This is a genomic window from Hyphomicrobium sp., from assembly GCF_003987855.1.
Taxonomy (GTDB): Bacteria; Pseudomonadota; Alphaproteobacteria; order Rhizobiales; family Hyphomicrobiaceae; genus Hyphomicrobium_B.
Genome location: NZ_RXIZ01000008.1, coordinates 1 through 25,044 on the forward strand (window position 1 = coordinate 1; position 25,044 = coordinate 25,044).

At 57.9% G+C, this 25,044-nt stretch carries 22 protein-coding genes; 13 read left to right on the forward strand and 9 right to left on the reverse strand.

Annotation, left to right across the window (positions count from 1 at the left end):
* A partial coding sequence (locus EKK30_RS07300) for a PQQ-binding-like beta-propeller repeat protein (protein WP_290982546.1) occupies nt 1-547 on the reverse strand: 547 nt, incomplete at its 3' end.
* Nucleotides 548-990: 443 nt separating this feature from the next.
* Here EKK30_RS07300 and EKK30_RS07305 point away from each other — a divergent pair.
* Nucleotides 991-1,959, forward strand: coding sequence for a quinoprotein relay system zinc metallohydrolase 2 (locus tag EKK30_RS07305; RefSeq protein WP_290982549.1), 969 nt, complete (start codon nt 991-993; stop codon nt 1,957-1,959).
* 50 nt (nt 1,960-2,009) lie between these two features.
* Here the strand turns inward: EKK30_RS07305 and EKK30_RS07310 are convergent, their stop codons facing one another.
* The 4 genes from EKK30_RS07310 to EKK30_RS07325 form a co-directional block, all read right to left on the reverse strand.
* Nucleotides 2,010-2,384, reverse strand: a complete 375-nt coding sequence (locus tag EKK30_RS07310; RefSeq protein WP_290982552.1) for a hypothetical protein — start codon at nt 2,382-2,384, stop codon at nt 2,010-2,012.
* A complete protein-coding gene (locus EKK30_RS07315) occupies nt 2,381-3,070 on the reverse strand; it encodes a hypothetical protein (RefSeq protein WP_290982555.1) in 690 nt (229 codons plus the stop codon). Before EKK30_RS07315 ends, EKK30_RS07310 begins: the two co-directional genes overlap by 4 nt.
* A 178-nt stretch (nt 3,071-3,248) precedes the next feature.
* Nucleotides 3,249-4,154 (reverse strand): YncE family protein, encoded by a 906-nt coding sequence (locus tag EKK30_RS07320; RefSeq protein ID WP_290983326.1) that lies wholly within the window; start codon nt 4,152-4,154, stop codon nt 3,249-3,251.
* Between the two features lie 48 nt (nt 4,155-4,202).
* Complete coding sequence (locus EKK30_RS07325; protein ID WP_290982558.1) at nt 4,203-4,745, reverse strand: SRPBCC family protein; 543 nt, start codon at nt 4,743-4,745, stop codon at nt 4,203-4,205.
* 225 nt (nt 4,746-4,970) lie between these two features.
* Between EKK30_RS07325 and EKK30_RS07330 the strand changes: the two genes are divergently transcribed.
* From EKK30_RS07330 to EKK30_RS07350, 5 genes are all read left to right on the forward strand, one after another.
* On the forward strand, nt 4,971-6,254 hold the full coding sequence (locus tag EKK30_RS07330) for a formylmethanofuran dehydrogenase (protein ID WP_290982561.1): 1,284 nt from the start codon (nt 4,971-4,973) through the stop codon (nt 6,252-6,254).
* A gap of 20 nt (nt 6,255-6,274) precedes the next feature.
* Nucleotides 6,275-7,939, forward strand: coding sequence for a formylmethanofuran dehydrogenase subunit A (locus EKK30_RS07335; RefSeq protein WP_290982564.1), 1,665 nt, complete (start codon nt 6,275-6,277; stop codon nt 7,937-7,939).
* A complete protein-coding gene (gene fhcD / locus EKK30_RS07340) occupies nt 7,936-8,841 on the forward strand; it encodes a formylmethanofuran--tetrahydromethanopterin N-formyltransferase (RefSeq protein WP_290982567.1) in 906 nt (301 codons plus the stop codon). Before EKK30_RS07335 ends, fhcD begins: the two co-directional genes overlap by 4 nt.
* A complete protein-coding gene (locus tag EKK30_RS07345; RefSeq protein WP_290982570.1) occupies nt 8,841-9,653 on the forward strand; it encodes a formylmethanofuran dehydrogenase subunit C in 813 nt (270 codons plus the stop codon). Before fhcD ends, EKK30_RS07345 begins: the two co-directional genes overlap by 1 nt.
* Before the next feature lie 99 nt (nt 9,654-9,752).
* Nucleotides 9,753-9,953 carry a hypothetical protein gene (locus tag EKK30_RS07350; protein ID WP_290982573.1) on the forward strand — a complete coding sequence of 67 codons (201 nt, stop codon included), beginning with the start codon at nt 9,753-9,755 and terminating at the stop codon, nt 9,951-9,953.
* 10 nt (nt 9,954-9,963) lie between these two features.
* On the opposite strand, the gene EKK30_RS07355 is transcribed toward EKK30_RS07350, so the two are convergent.
* Nucleotides 9,964-10,653, reverse strand: coding sequence for a DUF1194 domain-containing protein (locus EKK30_RS07355; protein ID WP_290982575.1), 690 nt, complete (start codon nt 10,651-10,653; stop codon nt 9,964-9,966).
* Between the two features lie 294 nt (nt 10,654-10,947).
* On the reverse strand, nt 10,948-12,450 hold the full coding sequence (locus EKK30_RS07360; protein WP_290982578.1) for an undecaprenyl-phosphate glucose phosphotransferase: 1,503 nt from the start codon (nt 12,448-12,450) through the stop codon (nt 10,948-10,950).
* A gap of 363 nt (nt 12,451-12,813) precedes the next feature.
* Between EKK30_RS07360 and EKK30_RS07365 the strand changes: the two genes are divergently transcribed.
* The 3 genes from EKK30_RS07365 (at nt 12,814) to EKK30_RS07375 (ending at nt 17,313) form a co-directional block, all read left to right on the forward strand.
* Nucleotides 12,814-14,472, forward strand: coding sequence for a L,D-transpeptidase family protein (locus EKK30_RS07365; protein ID WP_290982581.1), 1,659 nt, complete (start codon nt 12,814-12,816; stop codon nt 14,470-14,472).
* Between the two features lie 413 nt (nt 14,473-14,885).
* Nucleotides 14,886-15,773 (forward strand): HlyD family secretion protein, encoded by an 888-nt coding sequence (locus EKK30_RS07370; RefSeq protein WP_290982584.1) that lies wholly within the window; start codon nt 14,886-14,888, stop codon nt 15,771-15,773.
* Nucleotides 15,760-17,313 carry a DHA2 family efflux MFS transporter permease subunit gene (locus EKK30_RS07375; protein ID WP_290982587.1) on the forward strand — a complete coding sequence of 518 codons (1,554 nt, stop codon included), beginning with the start codon at nt 15,760-15,762 and terminating at the stop codon, nt 17,311-17,313. The genes EKK30_RS07370 and EKK30_RS07375 overlap by 14 nt, the downstream gene beginning before the upstream one ends.
* Before the next feature lie 9 nt (nt 17,314-17,322).
* Here EKK30_RS07375 and betA read toward each other — a convergent pair whose 3' ends face one another.
* Both betA and betB read right to left on the reverse strand, forming a co-directional pair.
* Nucleotides 17,323-18,984 (reverse strand): choline dehydrogenase, encoded by a 1,662-nt coding sequence (gene betA, locus EKK30_RS07380; RefSeq protein ID WP_290982591.1) that lies wholly within the window; start codon nt 18,982-18,984, stop codon nt 17,323-17,325.
* Between the two features lie 48 nt (nt 18,985-19,032).
* A complete protein-coding gene (gene betB / locus EKK30_RS07385; RefSeq protein ID WP_290982594.1) occupies nt 19,033-20,493 on the reverse strand; it encodes a betaine-aldehyde dehydrogenase in 1,461 nt (486 codons plus the stop codon).
* Between the two features lie 392 nt (nt 20,494-20,885).
* Between betB and EKK30_RS07390 the strand changes: the two genes are divergently transcribed.
* The 4 genes from EKK30_RS07390 to choV all read left to right on the forward strand — a co-directional run.
* Nucleotides 20,886-21,929 (forward strand): GlxA family transcriptional regulator, encoded by a 1,044-nt coding sequence (locus EKK30_RS07390; protein WP_290982597.1) that lies wholly within the window; start codon nt 20,886-20,888, stop codon nt 21,927-21,929.
* A gap of 262 nt (nt 21,930-22,191) precedes the next feature.
* The gene (gene choX / locus EKK30_RS07395) at nt 22,192-23,118 is read left to right on the forward strand and encodes a choline ABC transporter substrate-binding protein (RefSeq protein WP_290982600.1); all 927 of its coding nucleotides are present in this window, start codon (nt 22,192-22,194) and stop codon (nt 23,116-23,118) included.
* A gap of 90 nt (nt 23,119-23,208) precedes the next feature.
* Nucleotides 23,209-24,063: a choline ABC transporter permease subunit gene (gene choW, locus EKK30_RS07400; RefSeq protein WP_290982603.1), complete on the forward strand. Its 855-nt coding sequence runs from the start codon at nt 23,209-23,211 to the stop codon at nt 24,061-24,063.
* On the forward strand, nt 24,060-25,044 hold a 985-nt coding region (choV, locus tag EKK30_RS07405), incomplete at its 3' end, for a choline ABC transporter ATP-binding protein (protein WP_290982606.1). The genes choW and choV, both read left to right, overlap by 4 nt.

Consider the following 25,044-nt stretch of genomic DNA (forward strand, 5'->3'; position numbering starts at 1 on the left):
CCTTCGTGACAAGCGGAGCACCCGTGCCCGTTTCGCCCTTCTTCGGATCGCCGTCGACGACCTTCCACAGTTCCTTACCCGTCTTCGCATCGAGAGCGACGAGCGAGGTGTCGGCCTGGTGGAGGAAGATCTTGCCTTCAGCGTACTGCACGCCACGGTTGACCGTGTCGCAGCACATGACGGGGATGACCGACGGATCCTGCTTCGGCGTGTACTTCCAGATGATCTTCTGCTCGTCAGCGAGGTTCAGAGCGAAGACGATGTTCGGGAAGGCCGAGTGAAGGTACATCACGTCGCCGATGACGAGCGGACCACCTTCATGGCCGCGCAGAACGCCCGTCGAGAACGTCCAAGCAACCTTCAGCTGACCGACGTTATCCGTCGTGATCTGGTCAAGCTTCGAGTAGCGAGTACCAGCATAGTCACCGGACTGGATAGCCCAGTTATTCGGATCGCTCGACAACTTGATCACATCCTCGTTCGCCCATGCGGACGCCGAGAACGCGGCAGTTGCGAGCAAGCCGCATGCGAATGCACTTTTGCGCATCGCGCTTCCTCCGTTTTGAGAAAAATCTTGCCACGCTTGCAAGTCGAACCCGAGGACCGCCGACATCTCCAAGCTCCAATCTCAGGTTTTTGCGGGATTTTTTCCCGTCTTTGCCCGGCCGAAGAAGGAGTTCTTCACGAAACCGTGTAGAAACCGGTAGTCCTCGTGAACGGCCGCATGTAGACACTTTTTCTTCCCAGCCGCAACACGAAGTGCGACGATCATTCTCCTGCGGCAAATTAGGACAACCCTTCTGACCAAAATAATCCCTGTATTCATGGGGAAAAATCGCGCCGCACCAAAAATGCTGCACCGCACGTCTAAATATTCCCGGGCCCCGCTAGGAAGGTCTTGCAATCACGCGAGATCGCGTTTTCGTGAACGAAAATTCCATTAGAACGTGGTTTGGAAACATATCCCAAATGCGAAGCGCGGACGATGGAATGACTAAATATCCCAAGAGTTTCGGCGGAATTTCCCGACAGGACTTCGTTAAAGGGGCGGCCATAACGGCCTTGCTACCCTTTTTGCCTCGCGTCTCTGCCTCGGAAGCGGCGAGCATCGGTGTCCTGGAGACCGCACCCGGCATTTTCGTCCATGTCGGCAAATATCAGCTGGTTGACGAGGCAAACCGGGGCGACATTTCAAACCCTTGCTGCATCATTGGACGGTCGAGCGCCGCAGTTATCGATACGAGCGGCTCCTACGCGATGGGTGCCGAGTTTCACGAAGCGGTATCGCGCTTGACCGACAAACCGGTGCGTTACGTTATCAACACACACATGCATCCCGATCACGTCATGGGGAACGCGGCATTCAAGAAGCCGGGGACCGAATTCGTAGGGCACCACAAGCTTCCCGCAGCCCTCGCGGCGCGCAAGGAAAGCTATCTGACGAATGCGCGCCAGCGCCTGGGAGAGGCCGCATTTGCCGGCACCGAGATCATTCCGCCGACAATATTGGTCCAGGATACGCTCGAGCTTGACCTTGGGGAGCGTGTGCTGACGCTGAAGGCCCGGCCGACCGCTCACACGGACAACGACTTGACGATTTTCGATCAAGCAACCGGCACGTTTTTCCTCGGCGACCTTCTGTTCTCTGGGCACATCCCAACGCTGGATGGATCGATCGTCGGCTGGCTGAAACTCATTCCACAGTTGATGGAGGAAAAGGCGGAGCGCGCGGTGCCTGGACACGGTCCGAAATCAATGTCTTGGCCCGACGCGATCCTGCCGGAGCAACATTATCTGAAGGTGCTCGCCGACGACGTACGCCGGATGATCAAGGAAGGGAAAACCCTCGAGGAGGCGGTCGCGACCGCGGCGCAATCGGAGCGCGATAAATGGGCGCTGTTCGACGCGCACAATCCGCGCAATGTCACCGCGGCATACACTGAGCTCGAATGGGAGTAGACGAAACGCGCCCGGCGGCTCACCTCAATTGATGGCCGCCAGCCGCAAACTCAGAAGCATCTCAGTTCGCCCTCCACCTGGGCGCGGCGCAGGTTTTTGATCTTTTCCTGGAACTCGGGAGAGTGCGTCCAGGCGACGTTCTCGCCGCCACGAAGTCCGACCGAAATGAGCGTCTCCGCCTCCTCATATTGATCGTACGGCAGGATGCCCGCGATCTGATCAATCGAGCACGAGCATTTTTCCAGAATTGCGCGGGTCTGTCCGTTCACTGCCATGCACGCGTAGACATAATCGGCGCGCGCCACAGTCGGATAGTCGTTGGCCGGCAATTCCTGAGCCACTGAGCGCGCGACCGTCATGGGGGCAACAATTGCCGCCATTGCGAGCAAGCCGCTCACGGCAGCCGATTTGAAGCGATAGCTCATTTGACGTCTCCTACACCTACGAGGGTGGTCGTTTCTTCGAGCGTCGGCGCATTTTTATCCGAGTTCGTGTATTCCGACGCCATCTTTGCGAAATAGCCAGGGATCTTATCCGACAACGCTATTGAGAACGTCGAGACCTCGTATCCGTTCATTTTGCTTTTGGCTGGATCGTTCGCGTAAGGCGCGAGGCTCACACGGAAGCCGTCAACCGACTGGCCTTTGTAATCGATTTTTACTGGCGTGATCTTCGCATCATCCGCCAAGCCTTTCTTGAAGGCACCTTTCAGATAGGAGGGATCGCCGCCCGCGAGCATACGAAAATGCGCGACCGCATTGTCGAGATAGACGATGAGCAACGGGTTACCGTCCATATTCGTGATCTCTTGCGGCTCACGCGCGCGATCACCGGTGTAAAGCTCGAGGCGAACGTTCTTTTTGCCGGGTTCGCCGTCACTCTCCACTTTCAGTTTGATGTCATCTGAGTACCCGTCGCCAAGAAGCTTCGGGTTGGATGGTTTGCGCTCAAACTTATAGACGAGGTCCGTGCCCGCAGGGACCGACTTGATGTGCGGCGTTTCGAAGAGAATGTCTGCCGGTTTAGGCGCGTCCGCGGCATAGGCTGCCGCGCTCAAAGATGCAGCCGCAACAGCCGCCAAGCCTGCGTTGCGGAAAAATTTCTTGGACATCAGGGGCGATCCTCCTAGATCGACAAGCGTTTTTCCCGGCTATTTAGCGGGCCCCTGTCCTCTTGAACAGATCACGTCGCATAGCATCGATAAGGAGCCATCTGCCGGGTTGCAGATTTCCCAGAAGTTGCCGGAAGCCGGGCAACTCTCAACTTACAAGGCGGTAACTCTCGAAAATTTAACGAAGAAATTTCCCGAACGCGCGAGGACCGTCGCCCACCGGCGCTTTGCCAGTGACCTTTAACGTGCCGGGATCGATGCGCAACAAGACGTCCTCGCCCCAGCAGGACACAAAAACGTTGCGCCGCAGGGCATCGGCCTCGATGCCCTCGGCGTGATCGCAAGTATCGATACGCTTCACAGGGGCTAGGCTGCTCTGGTCGAAAACCGTGACAGTCCCACCGTACTGGTCGGTGACGAACCCCTTCCCTTGGGCCAGCGCAACGGCGTAGGGCCGCCTTCCGGTGGGCACCGTGCCAACGACCTTTCGCTCGGGAATGTCGATCACGGTAACATCGTCGCTTTTCACGTTGGCGGTGTACGCGCGACGGCCGTCGTCGTCCACTGTAATGCCGAAAGGACGTTTCCCGACGGGGATGGATGCCAATCGTTGACGCGTACCGACGTCAATGATCGATACAGCGTCGCTGTCGCGATCGGCCGATAGAAGCAGCTTCCCATCCGGCGTCAACGCAAGTCCGGAAGGCGAGTCCCCCACCTTGACTTCGCCCGCGACCTTCATCGTAGCGGTGTCGACGACGAATACTTTATGCGCATACCAATCAGCGACATAGGCCTCTGGCCGAACGGGATTGGCTGCCACCCCCACCGGCCCGCCGCCCAAAAGCAGCCGCCGCTTGACTGATCGAGACGCAAGGTCGATCTCGACAAGTTCCTTGCTGTCCGGCGCGGTCACTAACGCGGTCGCCTTATCGCGCGACAGCGCTATCCCCGCCGGCTTCCCCTTGACCTCGATCCGGGCACTTTCCTTCATCGCGTCAGTGTCGACGAAGGAAAGACTATCCGATGTTTGGTTGGTGATGATCGCCTCGTGCGCATCCACTAGCGCAGCCTGCCCGCACATCGCGAGCAGGCTGACGCCTAACCTCCGGGCGCGGAAGCGATTGCCCACTCAGCCGCCGCCCTCTACCTTTTTCTTCAGGGCCGCAAGACCGTCCTTGTAGAGCCCAGTCACGGCCTTCAGCGATGCCTCGTCATTGAGTTCCGGAGGGGGATCGTTCAGCATGTAGCCGCGGTAGAAACCCGCCCACCACGTGACGGTGGATTTGTTGCCTTCGCCCTCAACGGTGATGCGAGACGAGTAGTCGTTGACCGGAAACACTTTCGGATCGACCTTGGTAATTTCGTAGCTGTAGGTGTGATCTTCGGCGCTGTACCGGTCGAGCTGCTCTTCGATCACGCCGCCGTTCTTCAACGTCAGAGTGCGCGTCGCGTTGGCGTCATTACCGCCCTTGCCTTCGGTTTTCGCAACGACGGGAAGCCAGCTCATATCCTGGAAGTTGCCGACCACTTTCCAAACCTTGTCGACCGGCGCGTTTATCTCAATCGATTCCGAGACCTTCTGACGGCTCGGACCATGAGCCCAGGCAGCGCCCGCCAGCGACAACGGCGCGAGAGCCACGATCGTGGCCCCGATCACCAAACGTTTTAGCATGAATTTCCTCCGGAGATTTCTAGTGCATGGGCGATGTCAGCACCCAGGGGATGAGCGCCCGGACATTAGGCAGGTTCATTCTCGGCGCAAAGACGGCAAAATGTGTCGCATTCCGATCGCACCTTTCGCAACGCTTGACCGTTTGCACCGCGTTGTTTTACCTGCCCGCGCGTGCTTTGGTCGAATCCCGGGATCGCCAGAACCCAGGGCCATGAGGAGTTGGATTTGAAATCCGAATTATCGAGGAACGGCACGAACCATTACGAGAATGTCGCCTGCCCCTTCTGCGGTATCCTTTGTGATGATCTCGACATCGGCCCTTCCGGTGATGGACTGAAAGTTCTCAAGAATGGTTGCTCAAAGTCCGTCGCGGGTTTCGAGCGGCCGTTAAGCGAACCAAAGCCACAAGTCGACGGCAAGGACGTTTCGCTTGACGAAGCGATCAATGCTGCAGCGCGCCTCATAAAGGAAAGCCGCCTGCCAATTTTCGGCGGTCTTGGAACGGACGTCGACGGTGTCAGAGCGGCAATCGCTCTCGCCGAAAAGGGCGGCGGGGTCGTGGATCATGCGCTCAGCGAAGCCCAGTATCGGAACTTCCGCGTACTGCAGAACTCCGGTTGGGTCCTGACGACGCTGACTGAAGCGCGCAACCGCGCTGATCTGTTCATCGTCGCGGGCAGCGAAATCCACAAGCTCCACCCCCGGTTCTTCGAGCGTGTCGTCTGCAATGAAGCGTCGATGTTCTCGGACAATCCTGCCAAGCGAACCGTCGTGTTCCTCGGCGAAGGTCTGGATCAATCGGCCGTCTCCGGCAAGCGCATCGGTGAGGTCGTAACAATTCCGGCGAAAGCCGATCGCATTGCAGAGATCCTCGATGCGATGAGGGCGATGAACAAAGGCGGGAAGATCTCGGGCGACACCATTGCCGGCCTTCCCCGCGGCGTCATTGAAGATCTCCTGGCGCGCTGCAAGGCAGCAAGCTATGGGGTCATCATTTGGGCGCCCCCGAGCCTCTCATTCGCGAACGCAGACCTGACGGTTCAAGCAATCTCCGAGTTCGTGAAAGAGATCAATCTGACGTCTCGCTTTGCGGGTCTTTCACTCGGCGGCAATGACGGCGCGACATCGGCCGGCGCGGTATGCAGCTGGCAATCCGGCTATCCGCTGCGCATATCGTTTGCCAGCGGAAAACCTGATTATGATCCTGAGCGTTACTCGGCGACCAAACTGCTGGCGGCCAAGGAAGCCGATCTTCTGCTCTGGCTCTCGTCATTTTCTAACGAAATCGCGCCGCCCGAGACGGACGCCACGCTGATCTTTCTCGGCGCGCCGGGGATCAAATCACCGCGAACGCCCAAGGTGTACATCCCGATCGGGACGCCAGGCGTGGATCACGCGGGAACGATGGTTCGCGTCGACAACGTCGTTTCACTGCCCCTTAGGCGGTTGCGCGAGTCGAAGCTGCCCAGCGCGGCTAACGTGCTCGAAAAAATCGAAGCTGCCCTCTAGGCCAAATTCCGAGATCGAGAATGCTCATCAAGCTCACCGGCGGCAAGATCTACGATCCCGCGAACGGGGTCGACGGCGAAGTCCGCGACATCTTCATTGAGAACGGCCGCATCGTCTCTCCTGACCCCAACGCCAAGATCGCTCATGAGTACGCGGTTCACGGCAAGGTCATCATGGCGGGCGGCATCGATCCGCATTCGCACATCGGCGGTGGCAAGATGACGATCGCCCGCATGATGCTACCTGAAGACCATATGCACGATACGGTCGCGCGCACGGATTTGACGCGCGCCGGCGTCGGTCATGCGGTGCCCTCGACAATGCTTACCGGCTATCGCTACGCCGAGATGGGCTACACGGCCGCTTTCGAGCCGGCGATGTTGCCCGCGAACGCACGCCAAGCCCACATGGAAATGGCCGACACGTCGATCATCGACAAGGGCGCGTTCGTCATGTTGGGCTCAGACGATTTCTTCTTGCGCCAGCTCGCGGGCAAGAAGGACTTCTCTGCAATTAAGGACTATATCGCGTGGACGATGCACGCGGCGCAGGCGATCGCGGTCAAGGTCGTGAACCCGGGCGGCATCAGCGCTTTCAAATTCAATCAACGCAAACTCGATCTCAACGAGAAGCACGTCTATTACGGTGTCACACCGCGGGACATCATCGTAACGCTCGCCCGAGGTTTGAAGGAGCTGGGTGTCGTCCACCCACTTCACATCCATGGCTGCAACCTCGGTGTTCCGGGCGGTTATGAGACGACGCTCGAAACGATCAAGGGCGCTGAAGGACTTCCGATTCATCTCACCCACATCCAGTTCCACAGTTACGGGACGGAAGGCGATCTCAAGTTCTCATCGGCAGCCGCTCCGATAGCCGAAGCGGTCAATGCCAACAAGAACGTCTCCTGCGATGTCGGACAGGTGATGTTCGGCCAGACCTGCACAGCATCCGGCGACTCCATGCGCCAATTCGTGACGTCGCGGTCAGCGACGCCGAAAAAGTGGGTGGTCATGGATATTGAATGCGACGCCGGTTGCGGCGTTGTTCCATTCAAGTATCGCGACAAGAGTTTCGTGAACGCGCTGCAATGGGCGATCGGGCTCGAGCTGTTCCTGCTCATCAATGATCCCTGGCGCCTCTTCTTGACGACCGATCACCCCAATGGCGGGCCGTTCACCTGGTACCCGCATTTGATACGTCTGCTGATGGACAAGGCCTTCCGCAACGACATGATGCAGAAGATCAATCCGGATGCGCTTAAATATTCGACACTTGCATCGCTTGATCGCGAGTACACGCTCTACGAAATTGCGATCATGACACGAGCGGGTCCGGCGCGAAGCCTCGGCCTCAAAGACCGTGGCCACCTCGGTATCGGAGCGTGCGCAGACATCACTGTCTACGATGACAACCCCGATCGAGAGGCGATGTTCACCACCCCTGAGCTGCTGTTCAAGAACGGCGAGCTGATCGTTCGCAACGGCAAGATCATCAAGGTGGTCAACGGCGCAACTCATGTTGCTCGCCCGTCCTACGATCAAAGCATCGTGAAGTCGCTGAAGCCGTACTTCGAGGATTACCACACGGTCCGCATGGACAACTTCCGCCTCGCCGATGACGAGATCATCAATGGCGGCCGTGGCTCGCTGATCATTCAACCGACCGGGGCCCGCGCAGCATGAGCAAGACCGTCAACGGTATCTCTATTGACGATACCTTCGCCGAGGCCTTCGGGATGAGCGGCACCGGGATCATCATCACGGCCGATACGATGAAGTGGGCGCACATCGCGGCTGCCGTCGCAACGGGCTTCGGCACCTCGGTGATCGGCGCGGGGGCCGAATGCGGCATCGACAAGGAGTTGTCGACGGATGAGACCCCGGACGGCCGCCCTGGCGTTCGCATCCTGATTTTTGGTTTCTCTCCCGACGCACTCATTCCGCAAGTTCGCAATCGCATTGGCCAGTGCGTCCTGACCAGCCCCGGTTCGGCCTGCTACGCGGGGCTCAAGGCCGAGAAAACGATGCCCCTCGGCAAAGGCACTCGCCTCTTCGGCGACGGCTATCAAACCGCGAAGAAGCTAGGCGACAGCCGCTACTGGCGCGTCCCCGTGATGGACGGCGAGTTTGTCATCGAGGAAGAGACGGGCGTGACGACGGAAGCCGTTGGCGGCGGCAACATGCTGATCGTCGGCCGGGATCGGAAGGGGCTGCTTGAGACGGCGGAAGATGCCGTCGCGGCGATCGCCAAGATCGACGATGTGATCACGCCGTTTCCTGGCGGCATCGTTCGTTCTGGCTCAAAAGTTGGAGCGAAGTATGCTGGCATGTTTGCATCCACCAACGACGCATTCTGCCCGACGCTGCGAGGAACTATCAAAAACAGTGAAGTATCGGCCGATACGCTCGCGGTTCTAGAGATCGTTATCGACGGCCTCACCTCGAAGGCTGTCGCCGATGCGATGCACGCAGGTCTCAAGACCATTACCGACGTCGGTGCTAGCCGCGGCGTGACGCGAATTACGGCCGGCAACTATGGCGGCAAGCTTGGCCAGCACCATTATCATCTGAAGGATCTGATCTGATGAGCGGTCTTACGCTGCGCTACAAAGCGCCCGCGACGGAGCGGATCACTCTTGCCGGGATCACGCCGGCAAAGCTCGCCGGACTGTCGTCACACGAACTCGGGCGGCTCGACGTCGGCATTGAAAAAGGCGGCGTGGCTCTCGGAGATGCTTTCGATATCTCTGGCACCCCGGAAGACAGCGTGACCATCGAAGGGGCCACATCGGCGATCGATTTCGTTGGCGCAGGTTTGAACAGCGGCACCATCCGGGTGGTCGGCGACGTCGGATCTTTTGCCGGGCGTTCGATGTCAGGTGGGAAGCTCGAGGTGCGTGGAAATGCCGGCGACTTTCTCTCGTCCGGAGCCACGGGCGGCATAGTGATCGTTTCCGGCAATGCCGGGAATAACCTGGGCGGTGTCGCGACAGGCGACCGTTTCGGCATGTTGGGCGGCTTGACCGTGGTTGAAGGCAATATCGGCGTCCGGGCGGGAGACAAGATGCGTCGCGGCATCGTCGTCGTTCGGGGTAAAACTGGACCGGGAACAGGCACGCGGATGATCGGCGGCACGATCTGGGCCGAAGGTGGTTTCGGCCGGGATCCTGGTCTTATGATGCGGCGCGGCACTTTAATCGGACCGAGCGTCGAGAGCCTGTTGCCCACCTTTGTCGATTGCGGCAAACACGATCTCGTGATCGTCCGCATCATCGCGCGCTATTTGAAGGCGACTCTCGGCCACCTCGCGCCCAAGCCTATGCCGTTGTTTGTCCAAAAGATCGGCGGCGATACGGCAACGATCGGCCGCGGCGAGATCCTGCTACCCGCGGGGTAAGCGTCCTCAGTTCGGATAGTTTTTGTCAGCGCAGCTGAAACCGATTCCAAAAGCGCAGCGTCACTATATGCTGACATCATCGCTTTCCGGGATCCCATCATGCTTGCGATCATCCTGTCCGCCTGCCTTACGAACGACCCGAACGTTTGCCGCGATTATAAAATTCCGATCGACGCCGATATCGATGCCATGACGTGCATGGTGCAGGCCCCGCCGCATTTCGCAAAATGGGCGGAGCAGCATCCCGGTTGGCAGGTGACGCGCTGGCATTGCGGTCCGACCAGCGAGGACAAGATTTAGGCTAGCCGCTCTACCGCTCGACAGCGGTCTCGGCAAACTTCCGAGAGCGCAATTCGCTGACCTCGACGATGAACTTCTGCCTGATGGCACGTTCGAAGTCGCCGTAGCCTTGCGCGGGAAGGACGAAGCTGCTGGGGCCGCCCATCACGTGCTCGCGGTACCATTGCTCCAAGGGATGTTGGCCGCCGGGAATGGCCTTCGGCAGAAACGCCGAATCCTCTGGCGTGTTGAGAAGTATCGGGAGGCCGTTGATCGTCACGCCGTTGCCGACGAGTTCGTCGCGGACCTTCTCAATTGGCTCCTCAGCATTACAGTTGTCGGGGCCATCTCCCGATACGTCGATGATGATGCGGGCGGCTTTCGCCGGGATCTGCGGGACGATCTTGTCGTTGGCGGAACGCAGCATCCGCGTCATGCAGGTGAACTCGCCACCTTGCTGCGGCAGCGAACGCACTCTCTTTGCTGCAGCGAAGGCGTCAGCCTTGTTGGCGATCCTGATCCAAGGAATTACGAAGCTTGGCGTGTCCGCCCACGTGACCATCGAGAACAAGATACCGCCGCTTGAACCTCCGGTGATCGCCTCGATAACGCCAGGGTCTTCGAGCGCCTTCGCAATCCCCTCCATTTGCAACTTGTAGCGACCTTCGTCCACGGAATTGGACACATCGACAGAAACAACGAGCGCGGTGTCGACAGGCATCGCCTCCTGAGCGCCGCCCGCCTGTATCCAGCAGATAATGGACAAAGCAGCTAGAAGCGCTGCAACGATCGCTCGTCCCTGTCGAATGTGATTGGAAATGCGAAACTCCCGCGGGTCGGTCGCAGCGAACCCGCCGCATGCCAAAGCAAACTAGCAAAGAGATTTTTTCCCGCCAAGCTGCTCGCATGTACCGCAAATAGCTAGCCACAATCTCTGTTTGAGTTGTCTAGCCTATGTAGGCCGCAGAGCGAAATCATGTCGGCCGAAAGGCCGAAGACGAGCCCGACAAGAGCTTTAATAGGCGTTCTTACCGGTCAAAAGAGATACAGGGGTCATGGCTAGGATGTAGAGGTCCAAAAGAACGGACCAATGGTCGATATAATAAAGATCATGCTCGACGCGGCGAACGAGCTTCTCGTGAGTGTCCGTTTCACCCCGCCAGCCATGGATCTGCGCCCAACCGGTAACGCCAGGCTTCATTCGATGGCGCGCAAAGTAGCCCTGCACCACGTTCTCGTAGAGGTCTCTATCCGCTCGCGCACCGGTCGCATGAGGCCGAGGACCGACCAGTGACATCTCTCCCCTCACGACATTGATGAGTTGAGGCAATTCATCGAGACTTATCCGGCGGATGATGCGACCGACGCGGGTGACGCGTGGGTCATCGCGCGTGACGAGCTTGCTTGCCGTCGCGTCCTGATTCTCGACATACATCGACCGAAACTTCAGCACCTCGATGAGCTCGTTGTTGAAGCCGTATCGTTTCTGGCGGAAGAAGATCGGACCTTTGCTATCAAGGCGGATCGCAATCGCGATGATCAGCATTATCGGCGCCGCAAGCAAAAGCATCAGCGAGCCAATCAGACGATCCTCTAAATTCTTGATGACGTGATCCCAGTCGTCGAGCGACTTATCCATCGCGGCGAGCATCGGCACGCGACCAATGTAGCTGTAGGCTCGCGAGTTGATGCGCAGTTTGGAATTCAACGCCGAAATCCGCACGTCCACATCAAGCATAAAAAGCTTGTCGAGAACGTGCATGAGCCGCTCTTCTGCACGGGGCGGGAGCGTAACGATAAGGAGATCGACGCCTGCCCGGCGGCAAAACATCGTCAGATCCGCAAACGTGCCGAGCCGCGCGATCCCGCCGAACTCGCCATAGGCACGGTCTCCCTGGCGATCATCGAAGATACCGAGAATTTGCATGTGATTGTCGGGATCGGACCTGAGGAGCTGGATCAATTCCTCTGCATCTTTTCCGGCACCTACGATGACCGTGCGCCTGACGAGAGCGCCGGATCGCGTCAATCGCCGTACGGCATCTCCCGCGACCAGACGGACGAAGCACAGCAGCAGCGCCGAGACTTCCATCCAGGCAGAGATTTCTCGCGCCGATACTTCGGATTTCCCAAAGATAAACAGCGCGCCAGCAACGCCGAGCATGATAGCGGAAACCGCGATCAGGACTTTGAAAACTTGCGGCCAAAACTTCCTGAGTGATGGTATCGTGTAGGACCATTGCCAACGCAGGGCTGCAATGGTCAGAACTGCTACGAGTACTGTCCCCCAAAGTGTCGGCCAGGTCCAACCGCGCTCCTCCCCTAGGAGAAGATGCGCGAGGGGCCATGCCGCCAATACGGATATGAAATCTGCGGCTGCGACGCCGAAGAGCAATCGGGGGCGAGACGCGCTCCCCCGCCTATTGAACAGAAAGCTCCGCAGCCATGCCGCGGTTCGATCGCCCCATGAAGCCGAACCTTGAATTACGGATGGGGCCGATCCCGACTTATTGCTCATCACGCATACCGCGGTACTCAAAACGTGCCGAGCATCTGCATAGCGGGTCGGTATGAGGCTCTGGTAAACGCCGGTTATCGGTCTAGCGAGCCGCCGAATAACGTTGTTTCGCAGGGTTAAAAAAGCGTTACGGAACCGCGGCAACGCAACCGGTCTACGCGGTGGTCACCCAGTGAGCTGGATTGTAGTGGCTCCGCCCAGCGATCGACTGAATTGCGACCTATCGGTAACATCCCGCGACGCATTTAGAAACTTCGTCGATGACAACGAAAACGGGTCATGCGCTAATCAATGGTCAACTACCTTCAGACTACGCTGTAAGTCATAGTTCCCGCGTCAGCTGCTATAGTTAAGGTCTGAAAAATGTTCAGTTTGCCCTTCCGGCGACCGCATCTGGCAAGGCAAAGCGCGTTGCTCGCGCTCGCCATTTTGATTTGTGCAGCCGCCACGCATCCGGCTGACGCTGAGAGACGGCGTTCTCGATCTAGCGACGACGTCCTGCAAGACACGATCAATGGCCAGGCGATGCTGGCGGTCGTGTCGATCCGTGACCAGCGGGTGACGATCTATGATGCCAATGGCGGCGCGGTCAGCTCGCGGGTGTCGAGCGGCAGAACGGGCTATGAAACGCCGGTCGGCGTCTACAGCGTGCTGCAAAAGGAAGAGGAACACTTTTCGAATATCTATGACGATGCCTCCATGCCGTTCATGCAGCGGCTGACTTGGTCGGGAATCGCACTGCACGCTGGACAGCTTCCTGGCTACCCTGCTTCCCATGGTTGTGTGCGGATGCCGGAAGGATTCGCTCAGCGCCTCTTTCCGATGACGAAAGTCGGCATGCGGGTGGTCGTTGCCTACGACGATGTTGCGCCCGTCGAGATTTCGCATCCGCTCTTGATGAAGCCGACACCGCAGCAGGACATTCACTCAGCTGCCGTCGCTATTCCTATGTCCTATCAAGATCCGGACAGTAGCGACTCGACGAACAATGCTTTTGAGCCCGACCTTCGGAATTGGCCGGCCCGGCAAGCTGAACTCGAGGCGCTGAAATCTCTCGCTGACGGTAAGCGCATACTGGCAGATGCTGCTGTCGACCAGGCGAAGGAAATGGAACAGGCCATCGCCGAAAAGAAAGAGCCTCGGGACAGAGCGGCAAAAGCCCTTCACAAAGCTGAAGCCGCCAAGAAATCGGCCGACGACCGGATTGCTAAAACGGATAAGGCTCTCAGCACCGCGAAATCCGACAAGGTCAAAAAGAATTTGGAAGCCGCGAAGGCAAAGGCCGCAAAGGATAGTGAGGCCGCTGCCGCAAAAGTTGCGGCTGCCACTGATGTTTTGAAGGCGGCCGAGGCAGATCTTCAAGCCGCCACTCAGACCGCGGCGCCAGCGCTTGCAGCCCGTGACGCCGCTGTAGCGGCATTCGAAGATGCCAAACGTAAGGCGAAGCCCATCTCGGTGTTCATCAGCCTCAAGACGCAACGTCTTTATGTGCGTCAAGGCTATGAGCCCGTTTTCGACGCGCCTATCACCATTTCGGAGCCGGACAAGCCCATCGGCACTCACGTGTTCACGGCTGTCGACTACACCAAAGGCGGTCAAGACATCCGATGGATGGCCGTTTCGCTCGAACATCGCGGCAATGACTATGCTTCGAATGATGATCGCCGCCAGCGTTTGAGCGATGCAGAAGCTCCTCCGGCAACCGACCTGAACGAGGCCAGCGCCGCACTCAATCGCATAACGATACCGCCGGATGTGGCTGCAAAACTTTCAAGCGCGGTATGGCCAGGATCTTCGTTGATCGTGTCTGATGAGGCCGTTAGCAAAGAAACCGGCAAGTCGACGGACTTCGTCGTGCTCATCAGCACGGAGCCGCAGGGCGGTATCAAGAAGCGTCCCAAGCAGTTCTTCCGCAACGATAACTTCTATGGCGATAGCGCCGACGATTTCTACTACGGCTATGATCGCTACGGCCGTCGGCAAGCCTACCCCCGGCAGAAGTCGTTCTTCGGATGGTGGTAATTTGAGTTGAGATGGGCCCGCCAGCTCCCGGCGCGGCCCGGCGCCGAGCGAATGAGAGCACTCGGTCGCCCTATCTCAGAGACGAACCGACGGAAGTTAATGTTAAAGACGCGAGCCGCCGAGTTCACAACCGGCCCCCGCGACACTTGGGCGGCTAAACCCAGCGTTTGACACATTGGCGAGAAAAGCCGTCTCGGCCTATAGAGGGTCAGCAAAACAACCCTTTTTGAGCAGGACGAATTCCTGGCGCTATTCGCCAGAACACAGCTGACCGAAATCGGGGCAATCCCGCTTCAAATTTTACAGGCCATTAGTCGCCGGGTAGGCGCGGCGTGCGCTCTTCGCCTTCACGCTTGCCTCGCAACCTTAAGGGGATACGGAAGTTGCAGCCTTCAAATAAGCAGAAAAAGCTAATGCAAGATCGGGTGCCAGACAGGAAGCCGGCCACAACTGGAGCGCAGGTCGTTTCGGCGGGATCTGCGAGACAGCCCCTGCTTTCTCGGCGGGGTCTCGCAATTGTTGGCGTTCTCGCTATCGCTGCCCTGATCGCTGCAGGTTACGCTTATTGGCAGCACGAGACATTCTATCCTTCTACTGATAATGCCCAGGTCGCGGCAAACATCATCCAGATCACTCCCGTCGTGACCGGTCTCATCACGGATGTGAAGGTTCAGGAATACGCCCCGGTAAAGGAAGGCGATGTTCTGGTCGAGCTTAATCAAGGACCGTTCCGGGCGACGCTCAAGCGAGCTGAAATTCGCCGCGACATCGCTCAGCAGCAAGCCAGCGCTGCCAGCGGGCCGCAGGCTGCGACAGCCAAAGGAAATGCCGAAGAAGCGGATATCGCGGTCGCTGAAGCTAACGCGGAACTGGGACATGCCACAATCAAAGCTCCCATAGACGGGACTGTCGGCAAAGTTCGCATTCGGCCGGGCGAAGTCGCGAAGGCCGGCGTGCCGCTCTTCCCGTTGGTCGATACTTCGACCTGGTGGGTTGACGCGAACTTCAAGGAAACTGATCTCGCCCGGATCAAGCCCGGCCAAACCGCTTACGTATGGCTGGACAGTGACCCATCGAAGAAGCTGACTGGCAAGGTGGAGGCGGTGAGCAAGGCAAGCGGTTCCGCATTTTCACTGATGCCTTCCGAGAATGCCACGGGCAGCTGGGTCAAGGTCGTGCAGCGCTTCCCAGTACGAATTGCTCTTACCGTGCAGCCCAACGATCCGCCGTTGGGCGTAGGTGCCTCCGCGTCCGTCCAGATCGATACCACGACGGATGGAGCGGGCGATGGCGCCAAGTAGTTACCCAAGCGCCGCTGCCAGCGATTCTTCGGCGACGCCCAATAAGATCCTAAGTTCGCTGGCCGTGCTGCTTGCGGTACTGATGGTCATTCTCGACATGACCATCGTCAACGTCGCCCTGCCCGATATGATGGGGACGCTTGGGGCCACGCCGGATCAGATTACGTGGGTTTTGACGTCGTATATCGTGGCGGAAGCCATCGTGATCCCGATGAGCGGCTTCCTTGCCGAACGGTTCGGTCGTAAACGCGTTTTAACCGTCAGCGTCATCGGCTTCGTCATATCGTCTATGCTTTGCGGCCAGTCGCACTCCCTGACGCAGATGGTCCTTTTCCGCCTGCTGCAGGGTGCCTTTGGCGCAAGCGTCGTTCCCTTGTCGCAAGCCACCATGGTCGACAGCTTCGAACCGGAGAAGCGCGGCAAGGCAATGGCGATCTGGGGCATTGGCGTCCTCCTGGGCCCCATTATGGGGCCGACCGTAGGCGGTTTCATAACCGATCATCTCGGTTGGCAATGGGTCTTCTACGTGAACCTTCCGATCGGCATCATCAATCTCCTGCTGATCGCCGCGTACATCAAACCGACCCCTTACACCGGGGCCGCAATGGATTGGATTGGCGCCGCGCTCCTCGCCATCGGCGTTGGAAGCCTCCAGATGCTTCTGGACCGGGGAAATAGCGAAGGCTGGTTCGCCTCGCAGCTCATCGTTGGGCTCGCCGCAGTCTCAACGATCTGTCTGGTGACGTTCGTGCTTCGCAGCTTCAATCGACCCGATGCGATCCTGAAACTGAACCTTCTCCGGGACCGCAATCTGGCGACTTCAACGTTTCTGATCATGGCCTTCGGCGTTGGGATGCTGAGCACCATTGCGCTGCAGCCATTGTTCCTCGAGCACTTGCTGGGCTATCCGGCCAGCACGGCGGGGCTTGTCATGGCGCCGCGGGGCATTGCGGTCGCCGTCGGTATGATCGTTGTTGCGGCCCTCATTCAACACGTCGACTCCCGCTGGCTCGTGTTTTTCGGCCTGATACTGTCGGCCGCCGGGACCTACGTGACGACAGGTTACAATCTCAACGTGGATCGATTCTGGATCATCGCGCCGAGCATCGTGCAAGGTATCGGCATGGGAATGATCTTCGTACCGCTTTCGACGCTCGCCTATCAGACATTGCCTAAGGAGGCTTCTGATCAGGCAGCGAGCATATTCAACATCGCGCGAACGATAGGCGGTTCCCTTGGCATCGCCATCGGGGCTACCGTTCTCACGCGCGCGACGCATCAAAATCTGCAGACGTTGGCGGCCGGTCTCAATCCGTATAATCCGGCCCTGCACGCTTGGCTAAATTCTACAGGCCTTCCGCTCTCAGATCCTCGCGTGAAAGAAATACTCGCAACCGAACTGACGCGGCAATCAACAATGATTGGATTTATCGAAGCGTTCGGATTCGTAACTTTGAGTTTCCTCATGCTGATCCCGTTCGTGTTGCTTCTCAAACAGACGGGCGCTGCGTCGCCCTATGGCATGGCGTCGAACAAATAGCTGTCACGGCTATCTCTGGTGGGTCTGGTAGTTCGGATTGAACCATACCGGCACCTCGACTGCAGGAAGCGGCGAACGTCCCCGAATGGCATCAGCCAATTTTTCGGCCATCATGATCGTCGGGACGTTGAGGTTGCCGCTCACCACATCGGGCATGATCGAGGCATCGACGACACGCAGGGCTTCCACGCCGTAGACCCGCCCCGCACCATCTACCACAGCCATCTCGTCTGTACCCATCCGGCAAGAACAGGACGGATGGTATGCACTTTCAGCCTTCTGCCGGATGAACGCATCAATATCCGCATCGCTCGTTGAGGCCGGACCGGGCGCCAACTCGGCCCCCCTGTACGGATCGAACGCCTTCTGGGCGAAGATCTCGCGTGTCAATCGGATTCCCGCGCGCATCTCCTTCCGGTCCTGCTCCGTCTGCATGTAGTTGAAGAGAACGCGCGGGTATTCACGCGGATCTGAAGATTTCAGTTTCACGTAGCCGCGGCTCGTCGGCCGCATCGGTCCAATGTGGGCCTGAAAACCGTGCCCCTTGGCGGCTGAGGTTCCGTCGTAGCTGATCGCCATCGGAAAGAAGTGGTATTGCAGATCGGGATGCAGAACGCCGGCTTCACTTCGAATAAATCCGCCGGACTCGAAGTGGTTTGTCGCCCCGAGGCCTTTGCCTGTCAGGATCCATTCGATGCCGATCTTGAGCTTCGCGACGGGATTGTTGGCGCTATAGATCGAGACGGGTTTCGTACACTCGTATTGAACGTAAGCTTCGATATGGTCTTGAAGATTCTCGCCGACGCCGGGAAGGTCCTGCACCACCGGAATCCCGAGCTTTCTCAACTCATCCGCGTTGCCTATGCCCGATAGCATCAAGATCTGCGGCGAGTTGATCGCTCCGCCGCTGACAATAACCTCTCGTTTTGCACGCGCAGTTTCGATGCGCCCTCCACGGCTGAATTCTACTCCGACAGCCCGGCGGCCCTCGAACAGAATGCGCGTCACTAACGTCTTCGCCTTGAGCTCGACGCGACCGCGCTTTTGCGCCGGCCGGAGGAAGGCTTGAGCAGCGCTCCAACGACGGCCCTTGTAGACCGTCATATCCATACGGCCGAGGCCTTCCTGCTGGTACCCGTTCATGTCCTGGGTAACGGGATAGCCTGCCTGGCGGCCAGCTTCGATAAAGGTATCGTAGAGGGGGTTGGTGCAGGGCGCTGTCGTCACATACAGCGGCCCGGAATCGCCGCGATACTTGTCGCCGCCTTTCAATCGCGTCTCTGCCTTCTTGAAATAAGGAAGGCAGTGGAAATAGCTCCAGTCCTGCAAGCCTTGCCGACGCGCCCAAGCATCGTAATCGAAGGCGTGCCCGCGGATATAAATCATGCCGTTTATGGATGACGATCCACCGACCACGCGGCCTCGCGGGCAATACATACGCCGATTATCCAGATAGGGCTCTGGTTCGGACTCATACCACCAGTTGTACTTCGTGCCGGCGAGAGGGTAAGCGAACGCCGACGGCATATGAATGAAGATGCTGTTGTCTTGCGGGCCTGCCTCCAGAACGAGCGCATTCACCCCGGAATCTTCCGTAAGCCGATTGGCCAGCACGCAGCCGGCCGAACCTGCACCAACGATGATGTAATCGTAGTCTTTGCCGGTGCTCATTGTTCCTCGATGAATGCTCGTTGGTGAGATCCGCGCACGATGTGACGATTATTCGTAGGGGCACTGCACGTTGCCGAGTTCGACGTAGACACTCTTCAACTGCGTGTAATGCTCGATCGCGGCATGACCATTCTCGTGCCCGAACCCTGACTCCTTGATGCCACCGAACGGCATCTCCACTGGAGTGATATTATAGTTGTTGATCCAGCAGATGCCGGCCTCAAGCCGCGCTGCAATGCGGTGAGCGCGGGCGAGATCCCGGGTAAAAACGCCAGCTGCCAGGCCAAACTTTGTCGCGTTCGCCCTGGCCACGACGTCCTCTTCATCCCGAAACCGCAAAACGGACATGACGGGTCCAAAGATCTCTTCGCGGACGATCTTCATATCATCGGTGCATTCTGAGAAAACCGCCGGCCGGATGTAATTTCCGCGATCGAAGGGCGACTCGTTGAGCCGCTCGCCGCCGTAGCATAGCTGCGCGCCTTCAGCCTTTCCGGCTGCGACATAGCTTAAAACACGCTCCATGTGCGGCCGCGAAATGAGAGCGCCAACCTGAGTCTGCGCATCGAGTGGAAGCCCAATGCGAAGCTTTTTCGTCCGCTCAACGACCATTTCGAGGAACGCGTCGTAAATATCGTCATGCACGTACACGCGCGTGCAGTTCGTACATATTTCCCCTTGAGTGTAGAAGTTACCGAGCATGGCAGCGGAAACCGCATGTCTCAGATCCGCGTCCGAAAAGACAATGAGCGCGGACTTTCCGCTCAGTTCCATAGTCGTTCGCTTCAGCGTGGCTGCCGCGCTGGCAGCGATCTTCTTGCCCGTGCCCACCGAACCCGTCAGTGAAATTTTCGCCACGCGCGGATCAGTGGTCAAAAGCGAACCGGTACGAGCGTCCCCGTGGAGAACGTTGAAAACACCTCTTGGCAGTCCTGCCTCGCTGTAGATCTCGGCGAGAAGCGTCGGCGTAGTCGGTGTCAGTTCCGACGTCTTAAATATCATCGCGTTTCCGCAAGCGAGCGCCGGCGCCGATTTCCAGCAGGCAATCTGGATGGGATAATTCCAGGAGCCGATGCCGACGCAAATTCCGATTGGCTCGCGCCGCGTATAAACAAACGCGTTATTCAACGCGATCTGCTCTCCGTGGAGTGTCGCCGCCAATCCGGCGAAATATTCAACACAATCGGCGCCGCTAACCACATCGACGACCTCGGCTTCCTGAATCGGTTTGCCAGTATCCCTCACCTCGCATTCGGCAAGTTCGCGATTTCGATCGCGCAAGATCCGTGCGGCTTTGTTGAGAACCCGTCCTCGCTCGGCGCCTGACATTGCCGCCCAAACCGCAAGGCCCTGCTTGGCCGATTGCAGTGCAGCGTCAATCTCGGACTCTAGGGCCACTTCCACATTGGAAATGAGTTCTCCGGTCGCGGGATCTCGATTCTCGAACGTTTCCCCGCTCGCCGATGCGAGAAACCCGCCCCCCACATAGTTTTGAAGCACTCGCGCCATCTAGCCTTGCTCGCCCCGGTCAGCTCCGCGCGGCAGGACAGCGGGTCTGTCATACGCTGCGCGTGTTGGCAAATGTTACCGACTTACGCGCTCCCCTATGCCGATGCGGCGCTACGAGGGCATTATCAGATACGACGCGAATAGTGTTGGTGGCGACAGCTCCAGTTTCCCTCCACTTGAGCGCCGATGAAGCTAACGCCCGCTTTTGCAGCACAACAAGCCCGTTTCCTCAGCACGAATTAAACTTTCTGGAACTTGTCAAAAGACGACCAAGTGCTAAGATTTTACGACGATCTTCTGTTTGAGGTCACGACCAGCGTCGTCGCCCACGCTGCGGATTAACCCCCCGCGTGGATGCATCGATTTGCGGAGCACCCAGGAGCTTTCGCTGCGTGAATGACGTATCTGAAAAGCTAAGCACGATCCGTCGGATCGGTTTTCTGACCCTAAACGAATACACGATGATCGCGCTCTCGAGCGCGATCGAGGTTTTGCGCATGGCTAATCGACTGAGCGGCCAAACGCATTATCAGTGGACGATCCTTTCTCTCGATGGAAAGCCGGTGGCCGCAAGCAACGGCCTCTCCTATGCCGATGTTTCGACTTACGACGCAGGCGGTGACTTCGACCTGGTGCTCGTCTGCGGCGGCACGAATATTCAGAAGTTCGTCAATGAGAAGGTCGTCAATCTCCTCCGCCGGATGGCGCACGACGGCATTGTGCTCGGCGGTCTTTGCACCGGGACCTACGCGCTCGTGAAGTCCGGACTTCTCGACGGGTATAAGTGCACGGTTCACTGGGAGAACATGGCGGGGCTTCGCGAATTCCATCCTCGTGTGCACTTCCAAGAGGAACTGTTTGTTATCGATCGAGATCGGGTGACTTGCACTGGCGGCATTGCGCCGATCGACATGATGCTTTCCATCGTACGTAGTGCGTTCGGCAAGACGCTCGTCGCCGATATTTCCAATCAGTTCATTTTGGAACGCGTGCGCGACGGGTACGATCGGCAGCACATTCCTATGGCGGCGCGCTTGGGATTTAATCACAGCGCCCTTGTCGACATCGCGGCTCTCATGGAAGCCAACTTCGAAGAACCGCTGACCGCCGTTGAACTCGCGAAACTTGCCGGGCTTTCGCTCCGACAGGTTCAACGCATGTTTCAAGTTTCGCTCGATACGACGCCGACCAAATACTACCTTCAGCTGCGTTTGCGCCGAGCACGGGAACTCTTGTTGCAGTCGCAAATGTCGATCACTCAGATTGCTATTTCATGCGGCTTTCAGTCGACATGCCATTTCAGCAAGTCGTATCGCGCGCTTTATGGTCGAACACCCCGAAGCGAGCGCCAACCGCATAACGCCATTGAGCAGTTCCGCGCAGCCCCGCCGCATCAACGTAAAACGACAAGTCGGTCGCGCGTGCCATCTCTATGACCAGATCTCCAGACCCCTCTTGGAGACATAACTTTTCGATCGGCCGTGTGCGGTGCAAAGATGGACCCGGTCTAGGCGTGTAAGCGCTAGATCGCGTCGCAATTGCAAAAATAGATAGCTAGCCGCTGCTATTAGCTATTGGTGTCGCCCATGCCGGGTGGCGCCTTCAACAGGCTACCGACAGTAGGGTGATCTCGTCTACGATCCCCCGTAAGCGGACTGTTGTCATTAACGCCTGCCATTGCAAAAAACAGGAGTTGTCATGACACGCATAGCGATTGGGGCCACCTTGGCTCTCGTCCTCGCCGCCACCGCGGCCCACGCCGAAAACCCCACCTGCAAAAAAGTGCGCTTCGCAGACGTCGGCTGGACCGACATTCAAGTTACAACCGGCACGACTACCACCATCCTCGAAGCGCTCGGCTATGAGCCAGAGGTGAAGACGCTGTCTGTTCCCGTCACCTACGCTTCCATGAAAAACAAGGATATCGACGTGTTCCTCGGCAATTGGATGCCGAGCATGACGGCCGACATCAAGCCGTACATTGACGACAAATCCGTCGAAGTTCTTGGCGTCAATCTCGACAACGCGGGATACGGCCTCGTCGTCCCGCAATATGTGGCAGACGCGGGCGTCAAAAGCCTGAAGGACCTTGGCGCCCACAAGGATCAGTTTGGCGGTAAGATTTACGGCATCGAAGCCGGCAACGACGGAAACCGGATCATCAGCACGATGATATCCAAGCCTGAGAACAACCTTCAGGGCTTCGAACTGGTGGAAAGCTCTGAAGCGGGCATGCTCACCCAGGCCGAAAAAGCGATGAAAAAGAACGAATGGATCGTCTTCCTTGGCTGGACGCCTCACCCCGTCATGGGCGCAATGAAAATCGCTTATCTCGATGGAATGGGCGACTCGGGTTTCGGCGCCGCTACGGTTAGCACGAACATCCGTAAGGATTACGAGAAGGAATGCCCGAACGCCGCGAAACTCCTCAAGAACCTGAAATTCAATCTCGCCATGGAAGGCGCGATGATGGAGCCGGTGCTGAAAAGCGGTGCCGATCCCAAGGCCACAGCGCTCGAATGGCTCAAGAAGAATCCAGACGCAGCCACACCATGGCTTGAAGGCGTCACAACGTTCGATGGAGGCGATGCGAAGGCAGCAGTGAAGGCGGCGCTGGAAAAGTAGTCCATTGATAACCCACCCGGCAAAACAGGGATGGCCTTCGAATATGGGCCACCCCTGCATCACAGATGCTTGAACCCTGGGACGGCGCTCATGGATCCCATATCGAAACTGATAGCCGCTTGGAAGATTCCAGTTGGCCAAGTCGGCAAGGCCGCGTTCGATTTTATCACCGATTACTTCCAGTGGTTCTTTGATGCCGTCTCCACCGTTCTCGAAACTGTCGTGGACGGAACCTCCGATCTCCTGTTGAAGCTTCCGCCTGTCCTTCTGGCCGTCGTTCTAGCGGGTTTCGCTTATTGGTTGAGACGTTCCGCAACGCTCGCGATCGGTGTTCTGATCGGCTTACTCTTCATTCTCAACCAGGGACTCTGGAAAGAGACGGTCCAGACGCTGGTGCTCGTTCTGTCAGCGACAGCCCTGTCGATGGTCATCGGGGTGCCGATCGGCATTTGGGCAGCACACAAGCCTCATGTTTGGCGCATCACACAGCCAATCCTGGACCTCATGCAGACGATGCCGACGTTCGTCTACCTCATTCCGATCCTCATCCTTTTCGGCCTCGGCGCAGCACCAGCGCTCATCGTTACGATCATCTTTGCAATGCCGGCGCCAGTCCGCATGACCTATCTGGGCTTGACTTCTATTCCCAAGCCGATGCTGGAGGCCGGGGAAAGTTTCGGCGCTACCAAACGTCAGTTGCTTTGGAAGGTTGAACTGCCTGCTGCACTACCTTCCATCATGGCAGGGCTGACCCAATGCATCATGCTCTCGTTGTCGATGGTCGTCTTCGCAACATTGATTGGTGCGCCTAGCCTGGGCAACCCGGTAAATCGCGCGCTTGCGAACCGCAACATCCCGCTCGGTATCGAAGCGGGACTCGCGATCGTGATCCTGGCCATCATCTTGGATCGCGCTCTCGCAGTGAAACCGGAGGTTCGGAAATGAGCATCGCCGTCGATTTCAAGAACGTCGATATCATTTTCGGAAAGGACGTTCCTCGCACGCTCGGGATGGTCGACGCCGGAGCGACACGTGCTGAAATTCTTGCGAAAACCGGCGCGGTTCTAGGTGTGGCTGGGGCCAACCTGACGGTCAACGAGGGCGAGATTTCCGTTCTGATGGGATTGTCAGGCTCGGGAAAGTCAACGCTTCTGCGCGCCGTCAACGGCTTGAACAAAGTCTCTCGAGGCGCACTGCTGGTGAAGGACGGCGAAAGGATGGTCGACATCGCAAGCTGCGATGCCGCTACCTTGCGCCATATGCGCCAGAACCAAGTCGCGATGGTGTTCCAGCAATTTGCCCTCCTTCCCTGGCGGACTGTTCGAGAAAATGCTGGCCTCGGTCTCGAACTGGCAGGAATTCCAGTTGGTGAAATCAAGGCCAGGGTGGATAGGCAGTTGCATCTCGTCGGCCTCGACAGCTGGGCCGATAAATATGTGCACGAGCTGTCCGGCGGTATGCAGCAACGCGTCGGTCTTGCCCGTGCCTTTGCGACAGATGCTCCAATCCTTCTTATGGACGAGCCCTTCTCCGCCCTCGATCCCCTCATTCGTACGAAGCTACAGGACGAATTGCTGCAACTTCAAAAGACGATCAAGAAGACGATCATCTTCGTTAGCCATGATCTGGAAGAAGCCCTGAAGATCGGCAACCGTATCACGATCATGGAAAGCGGACGTATCGTTCAATCGGGCATGCCCGAGGACATCGTCCTACAGCCTGCGGACGATTACGTCCGGGACTTCATCGCGAACGTCAATCCGCTGTCCGTGCTGACGGCTTGGAACGTGATGCGCAACAAGCACGACCTGGAACAAGCCGACGAAAATTGGATCTGGCTCGATCAGCGCAAGACTACAAAATTCCGCGTCGATGACAAAGGCGTCGTAGAAGCCGCCGAGTGCGAAGGACGCAAAGCGATCTGGG